Raw genomic sequence first — 25,662 nt, forward strand, 5'->3', positions numbered from 1 at the left:
GAATAACTCCATAAAGTAAAGATATCTTTACATGTGTTACTTCATTTATTTTATAAACGTGCTGATGACTACAGTAATGAGGATTAGAATGCGTCAACAAACCCGTTATCATCAGATCAACATTAAAAAGCCACTCAGCACATGCTAAGTGGCTCTCTTTTCCTTATTATTGTTTATCATGCAACTTCTTTGGTTCCAGGCTTTTTAAATATGAAATAGACTGCTCCAATTAATAACAAAATACCAATCACTTTTTGTATATCAAGCGGAATAACCTCACTGCTGAATAAACCAAAATGATCAATGGCCACACTAGCTAAGAGTTGACCGATAATCACCATAATCATCGCATTTGTTACACCGATCACCGGTGCTACAAACGGCATAATCGACAGAAAAATCACTCCGAAAATAGCAGCAAGAAGTTGAACTGCAGGAGCATCAACAATACCAAGTATATTGCCCTGACCAAAGAAATTCACGATCAGCGTAAGTATAATTGCACCAGTGAAAAAAGTTAAAAATGCACTTTCAAGCGATCCAATTTTATTACCCAAAGTTCCATTAATAGCAGACTGAGTGCTTAGCCCAATTCCCGCTATCAATGGAATTAATATATATAATAATTCCATTGATAAGCCTCCTGTCAGATAAATACTAATGCAAGCAGCAATAGCCCAATTGCAATAACTCTATTTCTATCAATTGAAATCCGTTTTGTTCCAAGCCAGCCGAAGTGATCGACTACGATACTTGTGAATAACTGACCAATAATGACGACTGTAATTGAAAGTCCTACTCCAACAAAGGTGACACTGATAATCAACAATGATAAGTAAATAACCCCTAACGCTCCACCTGTCAATGTCCATTTTGGCACTTTAAACACTTGTGTCAGATCACCTTTTCCAAAGAATAAAACGCCTAAAAACAAACTCAAAGCACCTACAACAAAGATATAATAAGTACTTTCAAGTTTTCCTATATTCTCTCCAAGAGCACCACCTAATGCTGCTTCTATACTTAACGATATGCCTGCGATCAAAGCCAGCATATATATGGGAAGATTCTTCAAAACGTTCAACTCCTTTATTTGTATATCGATATATACCGAAATACAAATATAATGGAAAATAATAAAGTGGTCAACCGTTAAAGGTTAACCACTTTAGAAAACTTTAAAGCTGTTCTTCAAAAAACTGTATTAATTCAGCTATATTTTTTTCATTACGTCTGTAATATGTCCACTGTTCATAACGTTCCGACTCTAATAAACCAGCCTGCTGCATCATTGACAAATATTGAGATACGGTGGATTGAGACAGGTTAACTTTCGCCTGAATGTCGCCCACACAAACACCGCCTTTAATATTAACCTCCTTTGGCAAGTGAGCTTGCTGAACGGGAAAATATTTCTCAGGTTCTTTTAACCATTTCAGAATATTTAATCGGGTTTCGTTAGAAAGTGCTTTGAAAATACTAATAGGCTCCATAATATCATGTTATATCTGCCAGGATAAAAGTGTCAAGCACAGTGAACCTCCATTTATCCCGAACCATTCCGATCAATTGAAATTAAATATCCCGGCTGCTAGCCCACCCATTTTAAGATATGCAATGGTCCATGCATCGGTTGTTCATTTACATCAGAACCTCTCCCTTTTACACATGCTAATAAATTTCATTTTATAAAAAAGAATCATTCCTATTTACAAATCGTAATCGTTACGATATATTATTCATTGTAATTTATGAAGGAGGAAAACAATGAATAGAAAATGGTTTACTACATTAAGTTTATTAGGTGTGCTGGCATTGGTTGCATGCGGGGATGACAGCAGTAATGAGGGGCAGAGCGCATCAACGGATTCATCTGATCCTTTAACACTTTATACAACGGTATACCCTCTGCAATTTTTCGCAGAGCGTATTGCCGGAAATGAGGCTGAGGTTCAGTCTATCCTTCCGCCTGGGTCTGACTCTCATACATACGAGCCAACTTCAAAAGATATGATTGCGATCGCTGAAGCGGATGCATTCATCATGAACGGGGCAGGCCTTGAAGGATACGCTGACAGCATTGCTGAGGCAGTCGAGTCTGAGGACGTCACGATTGTGGAAGCGACTGAGGGGATTGAATTAAGTGAAGGTTCCCATGATCACGACCACGGGGACAGCCATGATCATGACCACGGCGACTATGATCCGCACGTATGGCTGGACCCGGTGCGTTCAATTGAGGTTGCTGAAAATATTAAAAATGTACTGACTGACATGAATCCGGAAGAAGAAGCATTTTTCAATGACAATTTTGAAGCACTGAAAGCTGATCTTGAAGTTTTGGATGAAGAGTTTTCATCTGAACTCAGTGCTGCTCCCGGCAATCATTTTATCGTCTCTCACGCTGCTTACGGCTACTGGGAAGAAGCTTATGGTGTTCATCAGATCGCTGTGACAGGACTCAACCCAACGCAGGAACCATCTCAGCGTGAGCTCCAGTCAATCGTTGAGACAGCTGAAGAATACGGGTTGAAGCATGTATTCTTTGAACAGAACATCACGACAAAAATTGCTGAAGTTGTAAAAGATGAAATCGGTGCTGAAACACTCAGACTGCATAACCTTTCTGTTTTAACAGAAGAAGATATTGCAAATGATGAAGATTATTTTACACTGATGAGACACAATCTTGAACAGCTGACTACTGCCCTTTATGCTGCACCTGCTGTGGAGCCGGAAGCGCATGATCACGAACACAGCCATGAGCTGGATGAGGAAACACAAAAAATTTACGACGGTTACTTTGAAGATGATCAGATTGAAGATCGCCCGCTCTCTGACTGGGAAGGTGACTGGCAATCAGTCTATCCGTACCTTCAGGACGGAACACTGGATGAAGTATTTGAGCATAAAGCTGAAGAAGGCGACAAAACAGCTGAAGAGTATAAGGAATATTACACAGAAGGTTATGTAACCGGTGTCGATCGTATCGTCATTGAAGATGATACATTTACTTTCTATGAAAATGGTGAAGAGTCATCTGGCGTATACACATATGATGGCTATGAAGTGCTGACATATGAAGCAGGAAACCGTGGCGTACGCTATATCTTTAAACTCGAAGAAGAACAGACTGGCACCATGCCTGGCTATATTCAGTTCAGTGATCACGGCATCTCACCAACAGATGCCCACCACTATCACCTATATTGGGGTGATGACCGTGCCGCGCTGCTTGAAGAAGTTGTGAACTGGCCGACGTATTATCCAACTGATATGAGCGGTGAAGAGATTGCACATGAGATGATGGCGCATTAAGGAGCAGACCCGGGGCTACCGGGTCTGTTTTTTTATGTAGGAAAAATGAAGATTAATATGGAATTGCGTATTGGTGGATGTACTGCACTTTTTCCTTCAGGCATCTTCAGTGCGTGCGGAATTTCTTCAGCCAGTGTAGGAATCCCATCAATCATTTTTCTATTCCCTTCACCTGTCCCATCCCCCACTCCACACACTTCTTAAGGAATTCTTCATTTTTACCCGCACTAATTGTTAAGATTTTCTTACTATACTTAAGTCACAGCCGGCTGCAGTGATATACTTCGGAAAGGGGGAATGCAAGATGACTAATCATACAGTTTTAGTAGTTGATGATGATAAAGAAATTAGAGATGGCATTGAAATTTATCTAAAAAATGAAGGCCTGCAGGTCATTCAGGCAAAGGACGGAATCGGGGCGATCGCAGCACTTGATGAGCATGAAATCCACTTGATTCTGCTTGATATTATGATGCCGCAAATGGATGGCATCACTGCCACTTTTAAAATAAGGGAGCAGCGTAATATCCCGATTATTATGCTAAGCGCAAAAAGTGAGGATACAGATAAAATTCTCGGGCTTCAGATCGGAGCAGATGATTATGTAACAAAGCCATTCAATCCGCTTGAACTGATTGCCCGTGTGAAGTCACAGCTTAGAAGATACGTGACTTTCGGCCAATTTGAAGAAGAAAGTGATACCGTACGCGTGAACGGACTGGTGCTGGATCAGGAGGCAAAACAGGTCACTGTTGACGGTGAACCGGTCAGGCTCACACCGATTGAATTAAAAATATTGTCACTGCTGATGATTCATGCGGGCCGCGTGTTTTCAATAGATGAGATCTATGAAAAAGTGTGGAAGGAACCTTCATTCAACGCAGAAAATACAGTCGCAGTACATATCAGAAAGATCAGAGAAAAAATTGAAATCAATCCGAAAAATCCGAGATATTTAAAGGTGGTATGGGGCATTGGATATAAAATTGAAAAATAAATCACTGCTGCTGGTCTGGCTATTGCTGCTGTCTTACGGTGCGGGGGGCATATTACACGCATGGAATCGTCTTTACTATTTTACAGAGCAGCCTTTCTATTACTGGATTTACCTTGGAGCGTGCCTGACAGCGCTGCTGACACTGTATGTATGGCAGAAGAACATCTATTTTGCTGATCTGCTTGCACCTGAGAAATGGCAGAAAAATTATAACCGGATACCACTCGATGCTGCTGCATTTGTGTTAATCATTTCTTTTTTCATCACAACAACACACTTGGAGTCACCATCATTTATTTCTGCGAGGTACTTTCCGGATATCATCTACTATTTAATAACCTATTCATTATTTGGCATTGTTGTAACAGGCATGACAGTTATACAGATTACATATCTTGTGAGACGGCTGAAGTACGGGTCTGATCTAAAAACTGATTTGCACGATACCATTCTTTTTCGGTCTTATCAGGTCATGAAAGAGGCATTTTTAAATAAACGCACCGGCACACAAGTTGTGCTGATTCTGGGATTTGTGTTTTTTTCCGGCGGCTCTACAGTTGCTGCTATCGTGGGGATTGGACTGAATATTTTCATACTGCCCGTTATCCTTTTACCTATTTTAACAACCGCCTTCATCCTGCTGTTAATCATTTTAAAAAGAACCGGAGACTTTAATAAGATCACTGCTGCAACAGCCGCTCTTTCTGAAGGCAGTGTGACTGAGGATTTGAAAGTCAAAGGGAAATCTGCGCTGGCAACACATGCAGCTCATATCAATCAGCTCAAGCAGGATGTGAATATTTCTAAAAGAGAGCAGGCGAAAAGTGAACGCCTGAAGACTGAACTGATCACAAATGTCAGCCATGACCTGCGCACACCGCTCACTTCTATCATGACGTACACCCAGCTGTTGAAAGATCAGATGCTGACAGATGAAGAACGTAATCAGTACGTTGGTATTATTGATCAGAAATCGAAACGGCTGAAAATGCTGATTGAGGATTTATTTGAAGCGTCAAAAATGGCCAGCGGGAGTATTGAGCTGAGCAAAACAAAGGTGGATCTGAATCAGCTGCTTGAACAATCACTTGCTGAACACAGCGAAGCCATCGAAGAAAGCACGCTTCAATTGCGGGTCACCAAGCCGGATCACCCTTTGCCCGCCCACGTTGACGGTCAGAAAATCTGGCGTGTATTTGATAACCTCATTAGCAATATGATGAAGTATTCTCTTCCAAACACCAGAGTGTATATTCATCTCGAACCTGCCGGCAGCATGAATGTCATCACATTCAGAAATATTTCAGCCTATGAATTAAATGGGAATATTGATGAGTTGTTTGAACGGTTCAAACGCGGGGATGAGTCACGGCACACTGAAGGCTCCGGTCTCGGTCTTGCTATCGCAAAATCTATCATTGATCTGCATGGCGGTGATTTTGACCTTGATGCTGACGGGGATTTATTCAAAGTGACGATCAGGCTCGCTGCCTGAAGTAAATAGAAAGACGGCACAGCGATTATATTCTGTGCCGCTTTTCTGTATCTATATGCCATTTTGCAAAATATAATTGATGAATCCCCTGCTTACTCCTCGTACGAACCCTCTGTTACGATTATCTGATCAATTGGCACAGACTCACCGTTCACCTGCACATCAAGCACTTCATGCTCAGGCTTTGTATTCAGGAGATATGTGTACTGTTGTTCAGCCTCTCCCTGCACTTCCGTTTCTTCAAACTGAATGAAAAGCGTATCATCTTCTGTTTAAAGTCCCGCTTCTACTGAACCAGCAGACCTGAAAGCAATGTAATACGCGTAAGCCTCCTCCTGAACAAACTGTATTCTTTCTTCAGACTGTACAGCTTCCTGAATATGGTCAGGTACGGATTCTACCTCGCTGATACTGAGTGTGGCCTCCTGCTGGCAGGCGGATAAAAAAAGCATAACAAAAAGAGCAGCAGATCCAACAATTTTCATATGACTACCTCCCTCAATGTTCAATACTATGTACTGAATTGCATCAGGTTAATCAAACCATGTAATCCCTTCATCTTCTTTCACCGCTGTATGATAGCTCAGCGCCACTGTTTCTTCATTCCCGTCCCATCTGACAATAAGATCAATCTCTTCAGTGATCCTGTCATCCTCACCTGTGTTAGCACTGATCAATTCTCTTAATTCACTGCTTTCTAGAACCTGAAGAGTTTCTGCATGCGGCTGAAACTTGATGCGCTCGCGGATATCAGTATCAACGACAAAGATCTCAGCCTCTCCTTTAGTGTCTTCCCCAATGTATGTTAACAGCAGTTTATCTTCAGGATGATCCCCTTCATGATTAGCCACATATTCAAGTTCAGCTCTCCAGCTGTCACTCTCCCCCTGAAAAATAAAGAGGGTATAGTAATCCGGATCACCGAAAGTACAGCCGGTTAATAAAAGCAGAGCAGTTAGTGCGAATGACAAGACATTTTTCATTTGAATCTCACCTACTTCTGAACGTTTTGGTCAAATGATCTATCCGTTATCTGACTTGCTATTTAATTCTTTTAATAGACGGAAAATCTCTACATTCTGACGATTATTTCCCTTCAGATATTTCTCAATTGTGATTGAGCTGATAAATAAAATAAGCACAATCGCTATCATTGCAAATGCAGACATCGTTTTTTCCTTCAATATCATTTTTATAAAAGTTCCTAAAAACCCAATTATTACATGTCTATTCTAACATTCGGTGAGCGCCTGCTGATCTCCTCTAAAAAATCATCTAAGGCTGCAGGTGAAATCTTCACACTGCCAAAAACCGCAGTTCGATAAAAAATTTCAATGCTGTCCGAGGACATTGTCAATCGATACCCTGTCACCAGATCATGTGTGCGCGCAATTTTAGTTATATCTTCATAACGGATCCTGCTTCGGAATGGACCCCCTTTAACCAGCAGATAGTCTTCAAATAAAATATATTTAATAGAAAATACTGTCCATAATAGGAAACAGACCGTGCCTACAAAGATTGAAATCAAAATGATGACACCAATTTGGTCAAGCTTATCATCAATGAATATTGGAAACAGTGTCGCTATACCTGTTATGAAGACTGCTATAAACATGAGTACTTTATATGATTGATCAATTTTCGATCGAAAAGTCATGATGCCTCCTCTAAAATACATGTCAATTTCTCCAATAAATTATTTGTTATATTTACTACGTAACAAGAGGCGGCAAGTTTCATCCTGTCTTGTTTATTTTTTAATATCCAGCATAATTCCTCCAGCCTATCTTCCCCATACGTCTTCACTCGTGATAATAGACCCTGATTTATTTATCAAGCGGCACAGGGTAGACGGAGCTTACTGTGCCTTCATAAGAACGTGAATAAAATAACACACTAAAAACCTCCCCTGGTGTGCCCGCTCATCAAAAAACAGATCCGGCACATTGACCGGATCTGTTCTTATAAAGAGTTCTCTCTGCTTTTCGCCTGTACAGCATATAGACCGGCTCTTTTTTTCGTTCTGAGGAATCGGTAAAGCATAATTGCTGCCAGTATCACGATCCCTGCAGTGATATATAATCCGCTAAAGCCGAGTGCGGAAGAAACAACTCCAAGCATGACTGAACCTGTTGCAATCCCAAGGTCATACATAATGAAAAAAGTCGATGTTGCATGACTTGTTCTACTTTTCGGTGCTGACTGAATGGCCATTGTCTGATAAGCAGGAAGCAGCGCTCCGTATCCAAGCCCAATCAATGCTGCTGCGATTAAGAGAAGAATGGCTGACTGAACAAAGCTGAGGAGGATCAACCCTGCAGCGAATAAAAACAGTGATGGATAGATCACGTAATCAGGTCCTCCACTGTCAAAGAGCCGTCCAGTGAAAGGCCTGGATACAATCATCACTACTGCAAATACAACAAAAAACAGGCCGACGTAATCAAACAGATCGAGTGCATTTGCATAGATCGTGATGAATGACATAATTGACGCATATGCAAAAGATGTTAAAAACCCAATCATCGCAATTGGCATCGCACGCAGTTCAATCAGGTCACTCCACTTTATTTTCCAATCAACAGTCACCGCTGAACTTTCTTCTTTTCTCACAAAAAATGAAGCTCCGAATGCGAGAAAGATCGCAGCGGCCAGCACGCCAAACAACTCAATATAATCAATAAATGAAAGCAGCCCAAGCGCTAAAAACGGTCCTGCGACAACAGCAACATTCATTGACATCGCAAAGTAACCTAGCCCCTCCCCTTTACGGTGATCCGGGACAATATCTGCTGCAATAACCATCAGGACAGTCGTTGTTAAACTGAACCAGATGCCATGAAAAAGCCTGAGAAATAATAATGACGTAAAATCTGTTGCCACCAGATAAAGCACGGTCGATATACTGAAAAAGAATACGCTTATCACAAGTGTCCGCTTCTTACCCAGTGCTTCAATGATTTTACCTGCAAAAGGACGCATAATGATTGCAGATACCAGAAACATCGTTGTCATCAGACCAGCTTCTGTTTCAGTTCTTTCAAGACGATCCACTGCAAAAACCGGCAGCACAGTCATCAATGAATAAAACACCATAAAAACTAAAAAATTATTAATCAATGCAATAAAAAAAGGCTTTGTCCAAATCGCCTCATTCGAAATATCTTTCAACCTAAACCCTTCTTTGCTAAAATAGTTTCTATACTAACTATATACTAAACAACTAATTTAATACTTTCAAGCAGGTGATTATATGTATAAAGAAAAAGATGAACATATCGGGATCTATACCAGTCACACCATTAAAGCCATCATCCGTTTTCTCACAACAGAACTGAAGCAATTCGACATCACCCCTGAACAGTGGATCGTGCTAAAGAGACTCGCTGCAAATGATGGCATCACCCAAAAAGAACTCGCCGTCCTCGCAGACAAAGACCGTCCATCCATCACAAGAATTCTGGATATCCTTGAACAAAAAGAACTTGCACGAAAAGAAAAACACCACACAGACAGAAGATCATTCAGCGTCTTTATCACACCAAGAGGAATCGAATTGAAAAACCAGCTCCTTCCCTTCCTCGAAGATGTGTATGAAGATCGGATTCTAAAAGACATTACTGATGAAGAACTTGAAGTATACAGAAGGGTTTTGGAGAAGATGAACAGGAATATTGAGGGCGTATGATATCCAAGTTGGGACAGAGATTATAGCACAGTGAAATATGCACTTCTGGAAGATGTTTTAACAATAAACTGTCCTCAATATGCACATCTCATATCATTTTTACTCCGTCCCCAAATTGACATAGCAGCACTAGAAAAAACGATGCTGTCCTAAAATAGTCAGCATCGTTTTTTTTATCATTATCAGTTTATCAACCAGAACACCACTGCAAACAAAACCCCCGCAAAAATAACGCCGAACAGCAGCTGCAAAAGACAGCTCCTGAATAGCACATCATCATTCCGGGCTTCTTGAGTATCTTTGAATAAGGATGCGAGTCCTGAGGTGAAAACGGCATCCCAAAACTTCCAGCTTTCTTTCCTCTTATCGAGCTTTGCACCTTTACTATCCACACACATCTCCGCCTTCCATACATAAAACGTCATGGTTAAAGGCTAATTCACATCAATTATAGCATGTAAAAAAATGCTATATCAGTCTTGTTCACCATTTTTTTACTGTTATGATAGTCTCTATATTGATCTTTGGAGGCTGATTATGGATTTTACAATCAGACAGAGAAATGGTTTTGATGGAAAGATTGGTGAACTTGTTTCAATGATGACCTATTCCAGAGATGTTCTGCTTGAGGACATTAAAGATTTGAGTCAGTCTGACCTGGATTTTATCGCTTATGAAGGCTCAAATTCGATCGGTTCACTGCTGATGCATATTACTTCAGTTGAATTTGTCCATCAGGTGATTACCCATGAAAATCGAGATCTGACTGATCGAGAAATGGCCCAGTGGAAAACAGCATTGTTTCTTGGTCCTGAAGCAAGTAAAGAGGTCAGCGGAAATCCCGTTGACTACTATATTAATCTACTGGCTGAAATGAGAGAAAAGACGTTATCAATTTTAAGCTCCAAGAATGAAGAATGGTTATTTGAAGAAGACATATGGGGTAACGGCGTTTCCAATAATAAATACTGGCTCTGGTACCACGTGATGGAAGACGAGATCAACCATCGCGGGCAGATCAGAGTAATTAAAAGAATGATGGTAAATAAGAATCAGTAATTGTGAAAGAATGGTGAGACAATTGAGGTTATTAAAAATTCTCTATATCCTGGCGACAGGAAGTACACTTTCATACTACTACAGTATGTACATGCCCAAGGATGGCGTTGTACAGGGCATCCTCTATATTACAGTGGAACTGGGTTTAGCGGTTCTTTATTATTTTGTTTATAGATGGATTTTTGGCCGGTTTGAGCGTCATGAACATGCTGGGGACGAAGGTTAAAGTGCGATAAGATGTGCATCTTAGGGACAGAGATGACTAAAAAGGTCAAGCCTGTCCCCTCCCTGCACATTTCATGCAACTCTAACCTCCGTCCCCAAAGTGCAAGTACCCATGCTAATACTAATACACTCAGCAGCCTACACCCGAATCAACCTGATCATCGTATTAAGCATGACAATCAATAAGACAAACGCCATGCCCGGTGCCAGCACAATCCACGGGGCTGTTACGATATCAAAGACGCTTTGACCGATCATACCGGCCCATTCTCCTGATTTTGATAGAAGTATTTCCTCGTCAAAACTGACTGACCCTTCTGCCTGTCCACCAATATAAATCCGGAACACGCCAAGATGAATCAGTAAAATTAATGAGGCGATGATCTGCTGCAGGAACACGATCGTGAACCGGTTTCTGAGAACAGGGAGCAAATGCCTGATGACAATATGCTTTTTGGTTGCGCCAAGCTGATAAGAGGCTTGAATATATTCATGTTTCAATCCGTCCTGAAATTCATTTGAAAACAGGAGTACTAATGAGGGGACGCCGACAGATGTCAGAATCACGAATTGAATGAAAATAAGCTGTAATCCTCCATCATCGGTTGGAACGGCGAAGAAAACATAAGCCAGAAAGTATACCAGGATAAATGCTGGTACATTGACGTAAGGTGTTAAAAACAGCTGCACGAAATCTTTTATCCGTTTCGGCATAAATGTCAGTAACGCCCCCAGCAACATACCCGCTATCATTCTGACCAATCCCACGCTAAGTACAAATAAAATCGTATACTTCGCCCCGTTCAATATTCTAAGCAGCAGGTCCTGCCCTTTCCTGTCTGTTCCAAGCGGATGATCAAATGAAGGTGGATAGGGATGAGTTAATATTTCTCCTGCCTCATTAGTCTGGTATGATGCAACTTCAGTATCTTCGTTAAAACCCCACTCATAGATAAAGCTTGCCGCGACCAGCAGGAAAAGTGCGGAGGGGATCAGGATCAGTATGTAGGATTTATTCTTCATCAGTCACTAACCTCCTGTGTAGCTTACTAAACAGCCAATTCAGGAGCAGGTAAGGAAGCAGGAATAGCAGGATGGCTACTGCCAGCAGTATACTATCGTTTACCTTATACAATATTAATGTAAAACCCTGAATAACAAATAAATACTCAATCATAATCAGGCTCGAAAGCATGATCCAATAAATGAGACTGAAGTGATTAGTAATAGAAAGCAGCATATTTCTGAGCATATGCACCAGAAATACGTTTGACCTGGTTACCCCTTTAGCATAAGCAAAATCGACGTACAATTTTTCAGACTCTTCATCCTTAATCGTCAACGACATTTTTAACAGCAGAATCGTTGGTGTAAGACTTAAACAAATGATTGGTAACAGATAGACGGGATCCCCGATTCCATACAATTGAAACAGCTTAAAACCAGTCGTCTGATACAAATAAATCACGCCAAGTTGAAACAGGACAATTAATAAAACGTCCGGGATGCAATCCAGCAAAACAAGCAGCCAATTAACCGCCTTTTTCATTCTCCCGCTCAGAAAATGATATCCATATAACATCACGAGAACGGCTGTAAATGAAATAAAAAGTGCGATCATCAATAATGACATTGAATATTGATACGCTTCTAGCAGATAATCAATATTAACCCGAATACCATCAAAGGTTGTTTCTTCGAGCACATAGAAATTGAATAAGCCGATCAATGTTGTACCGATTTCTTTGATATATTCAATGGGGTAAAATCCGAAAGAGTCACCTGCAGCGTTAAAACTTCCCACAAGATAAGGCAGAGAAGCAATGCTGCAAGTGCTGATTAATATAACAATTGTTTTTAATATAAAGCTCATGATTGAACCGGGTGCCTTTTTTAGTTGTGTGGCGATACTTATGTATAGTGGTTCATTTTCCGCCCTGATAGAGAGACGCCTCCTCTTACATCTATAAATTGTTCTCATGTTATAGTGATAGAATTTATTTAACCTTTATACTATAACATGCAATAAATGACTTCATTGCCCTTATTTTCTATTTAATCCTGTTGGATGATCAGCTTCTGTACTTGTCAGTTTCATCAAAAGACCTAAAAAACGGTACCCTTTTAAAAGGATACCGCCAGAAAAAATTATTGAGCTGACAATTCATCTTCTGCAAGCCATTTGTAATTCAGCACAGTCTCTTCACGATCTGTTAGAGAAAAGTCTACCATATAGACAGTTGCATCTTCCTGAACTGAATGAATCTCAGCCATGACACCATACATTCCATCAACTCGTTGTGCAGTGATTTCTACTTCAGCCCCTTCTTCATAAGGTGCTTGAAGTGAACTTGAAAAAGTTTCTTCATCAATTACCCAGTGATAGTCCTCAACCATGTCACCACCATCTGAAGGTTCATAGGAAATACTATATGCATTTGTCTGATAGGCACCAACTACTGTCCCTTCAGCACCTTCCATACCGGGGAAATGAGAAGCATTTATAGTGACTGTATCTCCCTCTGCAAAAGCAGGATCTTCAGCCATTTCTAGTCCCTCAGGAATTTCTCCATCACCGGTAATATCAATGTCGCTGAATGCTTCATTAGGCTGAGGATTTCCCGATTCAGCTGTCTCTACAATGTCTTCCTCGTCTGCTGAAGCTTCTTCGTCACTTCCGCTGCAGCCACTTAAAATCATTGCCGTACTCATCGTAAAAGCTGCTGTTAAGTATGAATATTTCTTCATCAAATCACCATCCAAATTAATCATTTATATTATGTCTTTACCCGCACAGCTGAAAAATATGATTAATTCGGCACATTTCCGCTCTATATCCAAATCAGCGTCTCATCCAGCCGACATCAAACGCCCCACAATTAAAACCAGCACTAGAAAAATCGATAAGGTCAGCGTTACTATAACAGTCAGCACACTTATTATAGGGTGAATTCATTTAGATGAAACTTTATCTCCACCGATACGTAAATGTAAATATAGTTACTACTCTTCAAAAAGGATGTTGGTATGATGAGCAAAATAGATATTCTCCTAATCATTCTTTTAACCCTGAATGCAGGCAGATACCTCACTTATTTGCTTCAGGGTTCAGCGTCTACTTATTACATAATCATGCTCGTATTGAATATTGTCGGTCTGCTCATAGTGGGGCTAACGTTTATGAAAAAAAGACGCCAGGAGACCTGACGTCAGAAGGAGTGAAGGTATGTTTATCACAATCACAGCGATCGTTTCAGCTCTAATCTGGTGTGCAGTATCATATGAACTGATCAAGCCTGTTAATGACAAAAAAATTCACAACAAGAAAAAAGTGTTTACATTAATGTCCGCCGGTTCTGTGACTACATTGATTTTGACGATTTCTTTACTACAAGGCAGCTGGTTTTAATCATAACCAGTCATGCCTTTTTTCGTGGGTTTATATTGTTCCAAGCAGAACATCTATTTCTTTATGTTACAAAAAAGGGGTATCCTCTATCTTCGTTTGCAACAAGGAACTGAAGAACTTTCTCCATGTTACAAACCACGAATCGGCCCTCCCATACTTTCAGAAAATAAGTTTTCATACAGGTCTAATTCACCTTTCAAACCCATAAAAAATAAAGTATGATTTTCTTTTCCAATTCATTACATCACTTTATGTTAAAAAGGAGATTGCACAGTATGAGTGCGTGGGAACTGTTTGTAGCTTTTTTACTTGGGTTAGTTGAAGGGTTAACGGAATTTGCGCCTGTTTCCTCAACCGGCCATATGATTGTGGTAGATGATTTGTGGCTGAGATCTTCTGAATTTTTAGGAAGTCCGGTGGCAAATACTTTTAAAATCGTGATTCAACTTGGTTCAATTCTCGCCGTAGTCGTCGTTTTTCGTCAACGTATTGCAGACTTACTTGGTTTACATACAAGCACGCGAGGCCGACAGAATAAACTGCGATTGTCACATGTGTTGATAGGACTGCTGCCAGCCGGAGTACTCGGGCTGCTGTTCGAGGATTATATTGATGAGCACTTATTTTCACTTGAGACCGTTCTGATCGGTTTGGTTGTTGGTGCCTTTTTAATGATAGCGGCTGATCTGGTCAGCGGGAAGAAAGTCAAAATTGAAACAATTGATCAGATTTCCTATCGTCAGGCATTTTCAATTGGGTTAATTCAGTGTTTATCGCTATGGCCTGGATTTTCACGCTCCGGGTCAACGATTTCAGGTGGTGTGCTGCTTGGACTCAGTCACAGAGCTGCTGCAGATTTCACTTTTATCATGGCTGTCCCGATTATGATGGGTGCAAGTGCGATTTCGTTATTGAGTAAATGGGAGTACTTCACGATCGATATGCTGCCATTTTTCACAATCGGTTTTATCAGCGCTTTCGTCTTTGCACTGATCTCAATCAAATTCTTTTTGAAGCTGATTAACCGGATCCGTCTGATTCCTTTTGCGATTTACAGAATTATTCTGGCCGCTGTTATTTATATACTCTACTTTTAATTGATTTACTTTCATCAAATGAACACCTGAAACATAGGGTGTTCACTTTTTTATACTTTCATCTCTTTTAAAAGCAGTTCTTCGTCTTCAGGATACATATGTTCCAACCGCTTAACATCAGTATAAGACTTCCATTCCGCTTTCTCTATCAGATTGTCAGGATCCTCAATCCCACAGCTGTTTCCAATCTTTTTAACTTTAAAATAATGAGTTTCTACATTTATTTCTTTAATCACTGTTTTTTTGACGAATAGATGATCAATGATTTCCACTTCATACCCTGTCTCTTCCATCACTTCTCTTATGCAGCACGCTTCAGGCGTTTCACCTGATTCGATCCCTCCTGAAGGTACTGCCCAGGCATTGGAATGGACACTTTTTACCATTAGCACTTCATTGTGTTCATTAAGACAGACAGCTGCTGCACCTGACCACTTCTTCATAAGACAACCCCATTCTATTGCACGTACTCAACGCCGCTTTCCGTATAAGATTCCAGCACAATCTTCCCGCTGCTTCTGTAATAATAGTAAGTTTTAGCATCATCCTTCAGCCTGATACTGACCATCCAGTTTTTATCACCAGGCAGATTTGCTATAAAAGATTCACTGAAGACGATTTGATTTTCCGGAATATTCTTTTCATTAATTAAATACTCAATCACACTTTTTTCAACACTTGCCTGCACCACTTTCATCGATCCAAAACCTGCTCCTGTCAATACTGCTAATATGAGTAAGATCATGAAAGCTTTTTTCATCAATGGACTCCTTTCTACATATCACACATGTAGGGTTCTATTATGAAAATATATGACCATTTATAGTAGCCCATGATTAGACCTGAGTTGTTTCGTTTTTAATACCCGATACTACTAAATCTCCGAATGTTCTAATATCCCTGATGTAATCAAATTTTTCAAGCTCATCAGTATATAAACTGTTATACATTCTGACAGCTACAACATTTAAATCCGGAATGACCGTACAGGAACATCCCGACGCACCCAGAATCTGATAAGAACCTTCCGGCAGATTCGAACCCAGTTCATCAAACTCATAAGAAACTTCATCATGCTTCACCCACCAGAAAAAACCATGCTTCGGTAAGTGATCAGGCATCGTATCAGGACTCTGAACCTTAACAGCCAGATCAAATACTTCTCTCGGCAAGATTTGTTTCCCTTCGATGAACCCTTTATGTAAATGCAGGTTCCCCCAGCATGCCAATTCTCTGGCACTCACATATAAGTTTCTTTCATCACCCTCATTTGACCCCAGTCTCAGCGAAGGGAAACTCTCAGGAGAATGAATGTCACATACCAGATTACGCTTGCTGTCAGTGACCCACTCTGTCTGAGTCATGTTCAACGGTTTAAATACGCTTTCTGTCAAAATGCCGTGTACTGTTCGGCCAGTCACTTTATGTATGATACGTGCCACAATATCGGGTTGCTTTCCTTCGATATTCGTTCCCGCTTCAAAAAGACGTTTTGCCGCATTGTTTTTTATTTTCAGACCAGTGCATCGCGTTAACAAATGCCTGAGCGTGCTTTCTCCAAGGACTTCATCATCAAGATCATCCAGATAAAAGCTGATTTTATCATCAAGGTTCAGATCACCATTGTGTACAGCAATCGCTGCTGCCAGACCTATGTACGTCACTCTGACTGAATACACATTGAATTGTGAAGCGGCATTGATGCTTTTAGCCCCTTCCTGAAAATGATGGGCACCTGCATACGATTCATGTACGATCCGATTATCTTTCATGATCAGTAATGCTGAACCGGACGCATGCATGTCCTGCCTGATTTTTTCTGTATAAGCTGTGATCTCTGTAAATGAGTCCTGTGTTGTAGTGATATTCATTAAAAAATCCGCCCCACTTTTTAAAATCTGTTGACTAACAGATTTCCCAATTAATATTCTTCTCTCAAAATAGAATACATCTTCCCATCCCAGTGCTTCCCTTTGATAAACAGACTTTTTCTCATCGTACCTTCATACGACATCCCCGCTTTTTGCATCACTCTTTCTGAGCCGGTGTTCTCTGGAAAACACCTCGCCTGAATACGGACGAGTGCCATCTTTTCAAAACCAAAAGCAATGATCCTCTTCACAGCCTCCGTTGCAATCCCCTGTCCCCAATAGTCCCGTGAAATAACATAACCAATTTCAGCAGTATGATTTCCAGGCTGCCAGGACACGTAATCCACTGTGCCAATCAGCTTTCCGTTATCTTTATGTTCAATTCCCCATGGGGCTACCTGTCCGTTTTCATATCGATTCAGAACAAACTCAATAAACGCTTTGCTGTCTGCTTTCGTCTGATGCGTATCCCACGTCACATACTTCGTCACTTCATCATTCGATCCATAATGAAACATATCCTCAAGATCATCTATCGTTAACCTTCTCAATACCAGCCGCTCAGTTTCAAGTGGTGGTAAATCACTAAAAATATCTTTGACTTCCATAAAAACAACTCCTGTTCATGTCATTCATTTGATATTCTCTTTTTGTGGTGTGAATTCCTTCATTTGTAAGTATGTTAGGGTGTGAAGGTAACGGTTTCTAACAAAACGAAACCTGATTACCTTTTCAACCGTATACATAGTTATCCAAACCAAGGAGGAATTTCAATGTCAAAGTATTCGATCAGACAGTTTGTACAGGAAACACAGCAGGAGGAAAGTGCGCGTGATTTTTTTGAGCTTGAGACTGACCGTATGCTTGAAGTGAACTTAAATGGTCGGGTCTGGGCGAAAGCCGGCTCTATGATTTCGTACGATGGAAATATCAAATTCGAACGGGAAGGCATGCTTGAGCATGGTCTGGGGAAGTTTGTCAAAAAAGCTTTCAGTGGCGAGGGTGCTCAGTTGATGAAAGCGAATGGTCAGGGCAGGCTTTATGTAGCTGATATGGGTAAAAAGATCACAGTTTTGGACCTTGAAGGCGAGAGTATTTTCATCAACGGGAATGATTTGCTTGCATTTCAGGATGGACTTGAGTGGGATATTAAACTGATGCGCCGCGTAGCGGGGATGATGGCTGGCGGATTGTTTAACGTACGTCTTGAAGGTCAGGGTCTTGTTGCTTTCACTTCCCATTACGAGCCGCTCACATTACACGTAACACCTGATAAGCCAGTATTCACTGACCCGAACGCAACAGTTGCATGGTCAGGTAACCTTGAGCCTGAATTCGTAACGGATGTTCAGTTAAAGAGCTTCTTCGGACGGGGCAGCGGAGAGTCTGTACAGATGAAATTTTCAGGTAACGGATTTGTTGTTGTTCAGCCTTATGAGGAAGTGTATCAGGCACAGCAGAGTTAGGTTATTTTATAAAGCCATCATACCATTGAAAAATCAGTGGTATGATGGCTTTTATTTTCTCTCCCCCCATGAATTTCTCTCTAATCACCACACCCCAACCAGCTGAATACCCTAAATAGAATATGTCACCGCCCTGCTAAGGAGTGAAAATATGCCGATTGTTAATGGTATGCACTATGTCTATACTGTTCAGCCCGGGGATACCCTGTATTCAATTGCGCTGCGATTGGGGAGCAGCGTTGCTGATATTGAGTCTGCTAATGCACTGTACCCGCCATTTACAGATCCGGGTCTGATCTTTCCCGGGCAGCTGCTCATCGTGACAACTCCCGGAACAACTCAGACAAACCACATCGTGGCACCGGGTGATAACCTCTATCGCCTCGCTCAGCGTTATTCCACCACTGTCGATTTACTGTTTGGCATTAACTCACAGCTGACTGACCCCGGATTGATCTATGTAAACCAAAGGCTTCTTGTTCCTGCATTTGTCTATCAGGTTGAACCCGGGGATACACTCAACCGGATTGCTGCCTGGTTCGGAACATCTCTGACTGCCCTGCTTCAGGCAAACGAACAGCGCCCCGGATTTTCACCGGATGTTATTTTTCCGGGATATCGTCTGCTGATCCCGCTTCCTTCATCTGGAAATATAGTTGTCTTCAGTCCATTCCCCGGAACGAGAATCCGCCAGGGAACGATTCTTTCCGGGTTTGCCCGCGCCTTTGAAGGAGCCATTCTCTACAAAATTGTTGATGCTGCCGGCACAACAGTAACCAATGAATCACCGATCCAGGCGTCTGCCGGAGGACCTGCATTCGGTTCTTACTCGATCCCGATTATATTCAACCGTAACCCTTCTGCTCAAACGGGGGAACTGTGGGTCTATGCAAGAAGTGCTAATGATGGAAGTATTGTGGATTTGGTGAAGGTCAGGGTGTTGTTTTAGGTAGAGGCGGGTCAGACCCTATTCTACGCTCAAACCGTAAAAAAGCAGATCCCACACTCAGGATCTGCTTTTACTTATTTCTGTCTTAACAATCTCATACTATTCAATATCACAATCAGTGCAACACCTGTATCACTCAGAACCGCCATCCAAAGCGTCAGCACGCCTGGAAAAATCAGGACAAGTGCTGCAAGCTTTGTGATGAGTGAAAACCAGATGTTCTGCTTAATGATTTTGATCGCCTTTCTGCTCAGGCGGATCGTGTGCGGCAGCTTTTCGAGGTTATCAGCCATCAGGACAATATCCGCTGTTTCCATGGCTGTATCAGTTCCGGCACCACCCATGGCAATCCCGAGATCAGCTGTTGCAAGAGCCGGCGCATCGTTAATACCGTCCCCAACCATCGCTACCTGCTTTCCTTCATCCTGAAGCTTCTTCACAGCGGTTACTTTATCTTCAGGCATCAACTCAGCAAAATAGCGGGTTACACCTGTTTCAGCAGCCATTTTCTTCGCTGTACCTTCATTATCACCTGTCAGCATAACCATTTCACCAATACCTGCCTGCTTTAGCTTTTCAATCGAATGAACAGTAATGTCACGCACTGTATCAGCTACTGCGATCAGTCCAAGGATGCGATCGCGTGTACCAACTGCAACCAGCGTATTCCCTTCACTTTGCATGACGTCAATCCGTTCATCAATGTCTGCTGTTGAAATACCCATTTCACTAAACAGCTTAGGTTTCCCTGCAAAATATTCAGTGCCGTCAATCACTGCCGTTGCACCTTTACCGGCGATCGCACTGAAATGACTTCCTGCTTGAGACGAAATATTTCTTTCATTCGCATAGCTGATCACAGCCTGTGCAATCGGATGAGTTGAATGCTCTTCAATCGTTTTTGCAATACTCACAAGCGCATCACTGTCATCCTGCAATGCGATAACCTGCGTGACTTTCGGTTTTCCTTCAGTCAGCGTACCCGTTTTATCAAAAGCGATGGCACTAATCGCGCCGGCTTTTTCAAGGAACGTGCCTCCTTTGATCAGCACACCATTACGCGCTGCATTGCCGATTGCTGATACGATTGCAACAGGTGTTGAGATTACCAGCGCACACGGACAGGCGACGACTAACAGCGTCAGACCTCTATAGAACCATTCACCCCACGCACCAAATCCTGCAAGCGGCGGCACGACCATAATGAGCAGTGCAAGAATAAAGACGATTGGTGTATACACAGCAGCGAAGCGGTCAATAAATGCCTGCGTCGGTGCTTTTTTCTCCTGCGCTTCTTCTACTAAATGAATAATCCGCGCAATTGTCGTATCCTCCGACAATCTCGTCACTTTCACTTCAAGTGAGCCGCTTTCATTCACCGTACCCGCGTATACTTTATCACCCGGCTCTTTATCAACCGGCAGGGACTCACCTGTAATCGGTGCCTGGTTCAGACTCGACATCCCCGCAACGATTTCACCGTCAAGCGGTATCTTCTCGCCGGGTTTAACAATCATGATTTCAGAAATAGTAATGTCCTCAACATCTCTTTTTACCGGGCCGTCTGCTGTTTTGATCACAGCTTCCGACGGTGTCAGGTTAATCAGACTGCGGATTGAATCTCTCGTACGCTCAATTGACCGGTTTTGCAGCGCATTCCCAAGCGCAAAGAGCCAGACAACCGTTGCCCCTTCAAACCATTCCCCAATAATCGCAGCCCCGATTGCTGCAGTGACCATCAGCACGTTCATATCAAGTGAGCGGCTTTTAACTGCATAAAAGGCACTTCTCGCGGGCTTATATCCGCCAATGATGATTGCTGCAGCGTAAAATGCAGTCACCAGCCATTCCGGAATCGCAGTGAAAGATCCTAAGAATCCCAGCGCTAAAAGAATACCGGAAATCGTTGTAACTGGAAGTTTTCTTACCGTCTTCTGATCTTCTTTCTTTTGATGACGAAGTGTCGCAGGCGTTGCATCAAAGCCTGATTTTTGCACTTCTTTGACCACCTGATCAGAAGTCAGCGTATGTGCAATATGCATTTTTCCGGTTGAAAAATTAACGCGGACACTTTGCACGCCGGGATTACCTGCAAGATGCTTTTCAAGTGTTGCCGCGCAGGAACTGCAGTCCATACCAGTCACTTTGTAAACATGTGGATCACTGGCAGACTTCTCAGGTTCAGCTTCAAAGCCGTACTTTTTTACATAACCGGGAACCGCATCATAGATCTCATCATTTTCAGCACCAACCGCCATTTTTCCTGAAGCGTAATTGACTTTCACTGATTGAATGCCATTTGTTTTTGACAAGCCTTTTTCAAGTGTCAGTGCACAGGATGGACAGTCCATTCCAGTCACTCTAAAAGTTTTTACACCTTGACCATTTTCATGAATGATATCTGAAGGCGATTCATGTTCTGTTACATTATTTGAACAGCACGATGCTGAAGTTTCACCCATATCTTTTGCGGTTTCAGTTGAACAGCTTGGTGTCTGTAATTCCTTTGTTTCCTGTTCAGTTTTTTGCAAGTCTTCCACCCCTATTCCTCATTCGCATGAACTAATGCAATAGATACCAGCTGACGAACATGATCATCAGCAAGCGAGTAAAATACCAGTTTTCCCTCTTTGCGGTATTTCGCAAGCTTCATATTCCTAAGCAGGCGCAGATGATGGGATGCAGTCGCTGTCGAACATCCGATGATATTTGCGATATCGCACACACAAAGCTCATCTTCTAGTGTGAGCGCATAAGCAATTTTCACTCGTGTTGCATCTGCAAGCGCCTTGAAGATCAGCTCCACACCTTCTGCTTCAGGGATTTTCGGCTGCACTCTGTTCACTACAGCTTCGTCATAACAATACGTTTCACATGTATCCTGGGATTGTTGGTTTGCTGATTTAACCATATTTGCACCTCATTCAAATAATTGTTTGATTGTTTAGTTATAGTGTATGCGTGATGATGAGAAGATGTCAACGATATATTCAAATGATTGTTTGAATGTTTGATTGTGACCTGGGATGTGACCTTAGATTGGGCAGATGCGACCATTATTGGCGTTTATACGACCAAAGCTGGGGTTGATACGACCATCACGGACGATTATACAACCAAAACTGGGGCAGATGCGACCATCGCGAAGCTGCATACGACCAAAACTGAGGCTGATGCGACCTTCACGAAGCTGCATACGACCTTCACGGGCGTGCATACGACCTCCAATTGAGTTGAAGTGACCTTCACGAGCGTGTATACGACATCCAAGAAACAAAAGCATGTCCAATTCACTTCTATTCTTCCAGCTATTTTTCAAGTATGATAACACTATCGTATGATCATTGAGGTGGTAAATCGTGTTGAATACAAGAACAAAGGGCCTGCTATTTGTGATCGCAGGAGCAATTTTCTGGGGAGTTGGCGGGACGGTTGCACAGAAGTTATTTCAGGATTTTTCAATCAATGTAAACTGGCTGGTGACCGTTCGTCTGCTTTTAGCCGGCACATTACTGTTGCTGCTTCAGGCAAGCAGAAAAAATGCTTCCCGTGTCTTCAGTGTGTGGCGTTCTAAAAAAAGCGCGATGCAGATGATTGTTTTCGGCTTAGCGGGTATGCTCGCCGTGCAATATACATATATGGCGTCAATCAATCATGGAAATGCCGCTGTTGCTACATTGCTTCAGTATCTGGCACCTGTCATGATTATAATCTATTTACTAACCCGCAGACTGACCGTTTTTACAAGGCAGGATGCTGTGACCTTTACCCTTGCGTTATCAGGAACATTTCTATTACTGACCAATGGCTCCCTGTCTCAATTATCTGTACCGGTTGCCGCGATCACCTGGGGTCTATTATCAGGTGTGGCACTCGCTTTTTATACGTTATATGCTGTTCCGTTACTAAAAGAATACGATTCCATTGTTGTTGTCGGATGGGCCATGATCATCGGCGGTCTTTCCATGGCATTCATCCACCCGCCGTGGCAGGCTGATTTTGCGGCCTTCACTCCTGAGATCTATGCCTATCTGTTGTTTGTTATACTTTTCGGGACAATGTTTGCATTCTGGTTTTATATCGAAAGCCTTCGTTACCTTGTTCCAAAAGAGACAAGCCTGATTGGCAACCTTGAACCGCTTTCAGCTGTATTAACGATGGTTGTGTGGCTGCAGGAACCATTTGGTGTATATCAATTTGTTGGGGTAGCGTGCATTATTTTAATGACGCTGTTTGTGGCATTCAGTCAAAAAAGCCCAATTAAAGCTCCACCAACAGCAAAAGCAGATCCACTCAGAGCTTAACTGCTCTGAGTGAATCTGCTTCATGATCTCCTTATACCATCAGGCAGCTTTTTCTACCCTCCACCCTGATGTTGAATATTTGTGCTTACTTCTCATCTGATCAAGCTTTTCTTTTTTTGTCTTCGTTTTTCTGACATGTGTGCTGATATCAGTTTGCGCGACACGCTTCATTTCTGCGTCAAACGCACCATTTCTTCTTGCATGCAGCCTCTGCTTTTTTGCTTTACTCTTACTCATCATGTTCTCTCCTCTAATTCGAATTCTTTTCCCGGGATAGAACGATCATCTTACATGAGGAACCACCCTATCCCAAAGCCCGCTTATTTCAAATATCCTTCCAGACGGTCCATCTGTGATGCAGTCCCCTCAACCATCCCCATCTCACTTAACTTTTCAAGTGACTCGACAGAATCAAAGAATGTTGTTGTGATCAGCTGCGTACCACCCTCTACTGGCACAAAAGCAACTTCAATATCCATCCCCGGCAGTTCAGGATTCACATTCCCTTCCTCATCCGAAAACATATCCTCATACAGGAAACGATCAGGTGCATGAATTTCCTTGAACTTTGCCAGACCCCAGGATTCCATGCCATAAAAATCACCCTGATTTTGGTCCTCACATTTCATGCAATAATGCCAATGGCCATCCGGTTCGAAATCAAATCGCTTATTTGTCGTCTTCCACCCTTTCGGACCCCACCATGCTTCTAATTCTGATGAAGTGGTGAAAGCCTCAAACAACCGCTCCTGTGACACAGAATATGTTTTCTCAATGATCAGTTTTGTCCCCTCTGTTCTCACGTTCATGATTTATCCTCCTCCATTATTTGAATACAGCCGATCTTATTGATTCTCCCACTGCTCACTTTGAATATAGCACGAATGGAATATTCTTCAATCATTATTTTAATTTCATTCTGGTTCTACTGTATCCCCTTACCACCAAGCGTCTTGAGCGACTGGATCCTCTCCATCCCGGTGATAATCGGTTTCGCACGACTGATCAGCCTCTGCGTTGCTTCAAGTGACAATGACGCCTGGTGAGCATCTTCGTCACGCCACGTTTCATATACATATACTGTATCTGCTTCACTTTCAGACACACTTACGATATAGACCTCACACGCTTCAAAATCCCGCATCGATTCAGCCGCCTCAAGCAGGATATCTGTAAGCAGATCCCGATTTTCCTCTTCTACCGTGAATTTACCAAACAAGCTGAACTTACTCATCGTGGTTCCTCCATTTCTTTAGAAGCTATTTTTAATTTGAGTCAATCGTAATTAAACACATGCCGCACTAATTCTTCTTCATTTCCCCCTTTCACAACAATTATGTACGATTCATCCTCAGGTATGTCACCCAGATTGATTAATGTCTGATTCGCAGCATAAATTAGTTCATTTAAGCTTTCTTCAACGCTTTGAGTAGATGGGCTAAACGATGTGTTCAAAATAAGTCTGGTTGGCTCAGGATTAAAATCAATTGTGACTCCATTGTATTGAGAAAACATACCCCCAAGCACTTCTTCAACCTGCGGGACCACTTCAAACCAATGTCTCTCTGGACTTACAGCCACAGGTTGAACCCCATTATTAACGTTATTCGATTGGATAACTAAAATAATCAGAATGCTGCAAATAACAGCGATCGCTTCAATTGAGTGCTGACTCATCCTTTTTTTACTTTTAATTGTTTTTCTATAATTCTGTTGTATGCTTCTGGCTTTAGAATCAGTTTTTAACAGGATGCCTGACACCTCCCCAATTTTTTAAAAAA

At 41.9% G+C, this 25,662-nt stretch carries 35 protein-coding genes; 11 read left to right on the forward strand and 24 right to left on the reverse strand.

Annotated elements, in window-relative coordinates; all coding sequences use genetic code 11:
• Positions 1-176 precede the first annotated feature (176 nt).
• From JOD21_RS03440 to JOD21_RS03450, 3 genes are all read right to left on the reverse strand, one after another.
• Positions 177-632 (reverse strand): DMT family transporter, encoded by a 456-nt coding sequence (locus JOD21_RS03440; RefSeq protein ID WP_204728270.1) that lies wholly within the window; start codon positions 630-632, stop codon positions 177-179.
• Between the two features lie 14 nt (positions 633-646).
• Positions 647-1,075: a DMT family transporter gene (locus tag JOD21_RS03445; protein WP_338032865.1), complete on the reverse strand. Its 429-nt coding sequence runs from the start codon at positions 1,073-1,075 to the stop codon at positions 647-649.
• Between the two features lie 103 nt (positions 1,076-1,178).
• Positions 1,179-1,493: an ArsR/SmtB family transcription factor gene (locus JOD21_RS03450; protein WP_204728271.1), complete on the reverse strand. Its 315-nt coding sequence runs from the start codon at positions 1,491-1,493 to the stop codon at positions 1,179-1,181.
• 274 nt (positions 1,494-1,767) lie between these two features.
• On the opposite strand from JOD21_RS03450, the gene JOD21_RS03455 reads away from it, so the two are divergent.
• Complete coding sequence (locus JOD21_RS03455) at positions 1,768-3,318, forward strand: metal ABC transporter solute-binding protein, Zn/Mn family (RefSeq protein ID WP_204728272.1); 1,551 nt, start codon at positions 1,768-1,770, stop codon at positions 3,316-3,318.
• 32 nt (positions 3,319-3,350) lie between these two features.
• Here the strand turns inward: JOD21_RS03455 and JOD21_RS03460 are convergent, their stop codons facing one another.
• Entirely contained in the window at positions 3,351-3,506 is a 156-nt protein-coding gene (locus JOD21_RS03460) for a hypothetical protein (RefSeq protein WP_204728273.1), read from the reverse strand.
• 116 nt (positions 3,507-3,622) lie between these two features.
• Here JOD21_RS03460 and JOD21_RS03465 point away from each other — a divergent pair, with 116 nt between their 5' ends.
• Entirely contained in the window at positions 3,623-4,315 is a 693-nt protein-coding gene (locus tag JOD21_RS03465; protein ID WP_204728274.1) for a response regulator transcription factor, read from the forward strand.
• Positions 4,293-5,810, forward strand: a complete 1,518-nt coding sequence (locus JOD21_RS03470) for a sensor histidine kinase (RefSeq protein WP_204728275.1) — start codon at positions 4,293-4,295, stop codon at positions 5,808-5,810. Before JOD21_RS03465 ends, JOD21_RS03470 begins: the two co-directional genes overlap by 23 nt.
• Positions 5,811-5,902: 92 nt before the next feature.
• Here the strand turns inward: JOD21_RS03470 and JOD21_RS03475 are convergent, their stop codons facing one another.
• The 6 genes from JOD21_RS03475 to JOD21_RS03500 form a co-directional block, all read right to left on the reverse strand.
• Positions 5,903-6,040: a hypothetical protein gene (locus tag JOD21_RS03475; RefSeq protein ID WP_204728276.1), complete on the reverse strand. Its 138-nt coding sequence runs from the start codon at positions 6,038-6,040 to the stop codon at positions 5,903-5,905.
• A gap of 42 nt (positions 6,041-6,082) precedes the next feature.
• Positions 6,083-6,295: a hypothetical protein gene (locus tag JOD21_RS03480; RefSeq protein WP_204728277.1), complete on the reverse strand. Its 213-nt coding sequence runs from the start codon at positions 6,293-6,295 to the stop codon at positions 6,083-6,085.
• 48 nt (positions 6,296-6,343) lie between these two features.
• On the reverse strand, positions 6,344-6,793 hold the full coding sequence (locus JOD21_RS03485; RefSeq protein WP_204728278.1) for a hypothetical protein: 450 nt from the start codon (positions 6,791-6,793) through the stop codon (positions 6,344-6,346).
• A gap of 39 nt (positions 6,794-6,832) precedes the next feature.
• On the reverse strand, positions 6,833-6,979 hold the full coding sequence (locus tag JOD21_RS03490; RefSeq protein WP_204728279.1) for a hypothetical protein: 147 nt from the start codon (positions 6,977-6,979) through the stop codon (positions 6,833-6,835).
• A gap of 50 nt (positions 6,980-7,029) precedes the next feature.
• Entirely contained in the window at positions 7,030-7,470 is a 441-nt protein-coding gene (locus tag JOD21_RS03495) for a PH domain-containing protein (RefSeq protein ID WP_204728280.1), read from the reverse strand.
• Between the two features lie 305 nt (positions 7,471-7,775).
• Positions 7,776-8,984 carry an MFS transporter gene (locus JOD21_RS03500; protein ID WP_239581353.1) on the reverse strand — a complete coding sequence of 403 codons (1,209 nt, stop codon included), beginning with the start codon at positions 8,982-8,984 and terminating at the stop codon, positions 7,776-7,778.
• An 82-nt stretch (positions 8,985-9,066) separates the two neighbouring features.
• On the opposite strand from JOD21_RS03500, the gene JOD21_RS03505 reads away from it, so the two are divergent.
• The gene (locus tag JOD21_RS03505; RefSeq protein WP_204728281.1) at positions 9,067-9,501 is read left to right on the forward strand and encodes a MarR family winged helix-turn-helix transcriptional regulator; all 435 of its coding nucleotides are present in this window, start codon (positions 9,067-9,069) and stop codon (positions 9,499-9,501) included.
• Between the two features lie 182 nt (positions 9,502-9,683).
• Here the strand turns inward: JOD21_RS03505 and JOD21_RS03510 are convergent, their stop codons facing one another.
• Complete coding sequence (locus JOD21_RS03510; RefSeq protein ID WP_235420676.1) at positions 9,684-9,893, reverse strand: hypothetical protein; 210 nt, start codon at positions 9,891-9,893, stop codon at positions 9,684-9,686.
• Positions 9,894-10,035: 142 nt separating this feature from the next.
• On the opposite strand from JOD21_RS03510, the gene JOD21_RS03515 reads away from it, so the two are divergent.
• Complete coding sequence (locus JOD21_RS03515; protein ID WP_041121903.1) at positions 10,036-10,560, forward strand: DinB family protein; 525 nt, start codon at positions 10,036-10,038, stop codon at positions 10,558-10,560.
• A 22-nt stretch (positions 10,561-10,582) separates the two neighbouring features.
• A complete protein-coding gene (locus tag JOD21_RS03520; protein WP_204728282.1) occupies positions 10,583-10,786 on the forward strand; it encodes a hypothetical protein in 204 nt (67 codons plus the stop codon).
• A 137-nt stretch (positions 10,787-10,923) separates the two neighbouring features.
• Here the strand turns inward: JOD21_RS03520 and JOD21_RS03525 are convergent, their stop codons facing one another.
• The 3 genes from JOD21_RS03525 to JOD21_RS03535 all read right to left on the reverse strand — a co-directional run bounded on the left by JOD21_RS03525 (position 10,924) and on the right by JOD21_RS03535 (position 13,533).
• On the reverse strand, positions 10,924-11,808 hold the full coding sequence (locus JOD21_RS03525; RefSeq protein ID WP_204728283.1) for an ABC transporter permease subunit: 885 nt from the start codon (positions 11,806-11,808) through the stop codon (positions 10,924-10,926).
• A complete protein-coding gene (locus tag JOD21_RS03530) occupies positions 11,798-12,658 on the reverse strand; it encodes an ABC transporter permease subunit (protein WP_204728284.1) in 861 nt (286 codons plus the stop codon). The genes JOD21_RS03525 and JOD21_RS03530 overlap by 11 nt, the downstream gene beginning before the upstream one ends.
• 275 nt (positions 12,659-12,933) lie before the next feature.
• Positions 12,934-13,533, reverse strand: a complete 600-nt coding sequence (locus JOD21_RS03535; protein WP_204728285.1) for a YdhK family protein — start codon at positions 13,531-13,533, stop codon at positions 12,934-12,936.
• 478 nt (positions 13,534-14,011) lie between these two features.
• Here JOD21_RS03535 and JOD21_RS03540 point away from each other — a divergent pair, with 478 nt between their 5' ends.
• Both JOD21_RS03540 and JOD21_RS03545 read left to right on the forward strand, forming a co-directional pair.
• Positions 14,012-14,194, forward strand: a complete 183-nt coding sequence (locus tag JOD21_RS03540; RefSeq protein WP_041121755.1) for a hypothetical protein — start codon at positions 14,012-14,014, stop codon at positions 14,192-14,194.
• 275 nt (positions 14,195-14,469) lie between these two features.
• The gene (locus JOD21_RS03545) at positions 14,470-15,291 is read left to right on the forward strand and encodes an undecaprenyl-diphosphate phosphatase (RefSeq protein WP_204728286.1); all 822 of its coding nucleotides are present in this window, start codon (positions 14,470-14,472) and stop codon (positions 15,289-15,291) included.
• Positions 15,292-15,341: 50 nt separating this feature from the next.
• Here the strand turns inward: JOD21_RS03545 and JOD21_RS03550 are convergent, their stop codons facing one another.
• The 4 genes from JOD21_RS03550 to JOD21_RS03565 all read right to left on the reverse strand — a co-directional run bounded on the left by JOD21_RS03550 (position 15,342) and on the right by JOD21_RS03565 (position 17,770).
• Positions 15,342-15,734, reverse strand: a complete 393-nt coding sequence (locus tag JOD21_RS03550; RefSeq protein WP_204728287.1) for an NUDIX hydrolase — start codon at positions 15,732-15,734, stop codon at positions 15,342-15,344.
• 14 nt (positions 15,735-15,748) lie between these two features.
• Positions 15,749-16,051, reverse strand: a complete 303-nt coding sequence (locus JOD21_RS03555) for a hypothetical protein (RefSeq protein WP_204728288.1) — start codon at positions 16,049-16,051, stop codon at positions 15,749-15,751.
• Between the two features lie 76 nt (positions 16,052-16,127).
• Positions 16,128-17,162 (reverse strand): serine hydrolase domain-containing protein, encoded by a 1,035-nt coding sequence (locus JOD21_RS03560; protein WP_204728289.1) that lies wholly within the window; start codon positions 17,160-17,162, stop codon positions 16,128-16,130.
• Between the two features lie 50 nt (positions 17,163-17,212).
• Positions 17,213-17,770, reverse strand: coding sequence for a GNAT family N-acetyltransferase (locus JOD21_RS03565; protein ID WP_204728290.1), 558 nt, complete (start codon positions 17,768-17,770; stop codon positions 17,213-17,215).
• Between the two features lie 165 nt (positions 17,771-17,935).
• On the opposite strand from JOD21_RS03565, the gene JOD21_RS03570 reads away from it, so the two are divergent.
• Positions 17,936-18,628: an AIM24 family protein gene (locus JOD21_RS03570; protein WP_204728291.1), complete on the forward strand. Its 693-nt coding sequence runs from the start codon at positions 17,936-17,938 to the stop codon at positions 18,626-18,628.
• A gap of 151 nt (positions 18,629-18,779) precedes the next feature.
• On the forward strand, positions 18,780-19,577 hold the full coding sequence (locus JOD21_RS03575) for a LysM peptidoglycan-binding domain-containing protein (protein ID WP_204728292.1): 798 nt from the start codon (positions 18,780-18,782) through the stop codon (positions 19,575-19,577).
• A gap of 74 nt (positions 19,578-19,651) precedes the next feature.
• On the opposite strand, the gene JOD21_RS03580 is transcribed toward JOD21_RS03575, so the two are convergent.
• Both JOD21_RS03580 and JOD21_RS03585 read right to left on the reverse strand, forming a co-directional pair.
• On the reverse strand, positions 19,652-22,039 hold the full coding sequence (locus tag JOD21_RS03580; RefSeq protein ID WP_204728469.1) for a heavy metal translocating P-type ATPase: 2,388 nt from the start codon (positions 22,037-22,039) through the stop codon (positions 19,652-19,654).
• Positions 22,040-22,119: 80 nt separating this feature from the next.
• Positions 22,120-22,488, reverse strand: a complete 369-nt coding sequence (locus JOD21_RS03585) for an ArsR/SmtB family transcription factor (RefSeq protein WP_204728293.1) — start codon at positions 22,486-22,488, stop codon at positions 22,120-22,122.
• A gap of 445 nt (positions 22,489-22,933) precedes the next feature.
• On the opposite strand from JOD21_RS03585, the gene JOD21_RS03590 reads away from it, so the two are divergent.
• Positions 22,934-23,881: an EamA family transporter gene (locus JOD21_RS03590; RefSeq protein WP_380269991.1), complete on the forward strand. Its 948-nt coding sequence runs from the start codon at positions 22,934-22,936 to the stop codon at positions 23,879-23,881.
• 39 nt (positions 23,882-23,920) lie between these two features.
• Here JOD21_RS03590 and JOD21_RS03595 read toward each other — a convergent pair whose 3' ends face one another.
• From JOD21_RS03595 to JOD21_RS03610, 4 genes are all read right to left on the reverse strand, one after another.
• Positions 23,921-24,118, reverse strand: coding sequence for a hypothetical protein (locus JOD21_RS03595; RefSeq protein WP_204728295.1), 198 nt, complete (start codon positions 24,116-24,118; stop codon positions 23,921-23,923).
• Between the two features lie 83 nt (positions 24,119-24,201).
• Positions 24,202-24,690 carry an SRPBCC family protein gene (locus JOD21_RS03600; RefSeq protein WP_204728296.1) on the reverse strand — a complete coding sequence of 163 codons (489 nt, stop codon included), beginning with the start codon at positions 24,688-24,690 and terminating at the stop codon, positions 24,202-24,204.
• Between the two features lie 116 nt (positions 24,691-24,806).
• Entirely contained in the window at positions 24,807-25,115 is a 309-nt protein-coding gene (locus tag JOD21_RS03605) for a putative quinol monooxygenase (protein ID WP_204728297.1), read from the reverse strand.
• A 41-nt stretch (positions 25,116-25,156) separates the two neighbouring features.
• Positions 25,157-25,462 (reverse strand): hypothetical protein, encoded by a 306-nt coding sequence (locus JOD21_RS03610; protein ID WP_204728298.1) that lies wholly within the window; start codon positions 25,460-25,462, stop codon positions 25,157-25,159.
• Positions 25,463-25,662: the final 200 nt, after the last annotated feature.

Origin of the sequence: Jeotgalibacillus terrae (assembly GCF_016908195.1) — a bacterium.
In the GTDB taxonomy this organism is placed as follows: Bacteria; Bacillota; Bacilli; order Bacillales; family Jeotgalibacillaceae; genus Jeotgalibacillus; species Jeotgalibacillus terrae.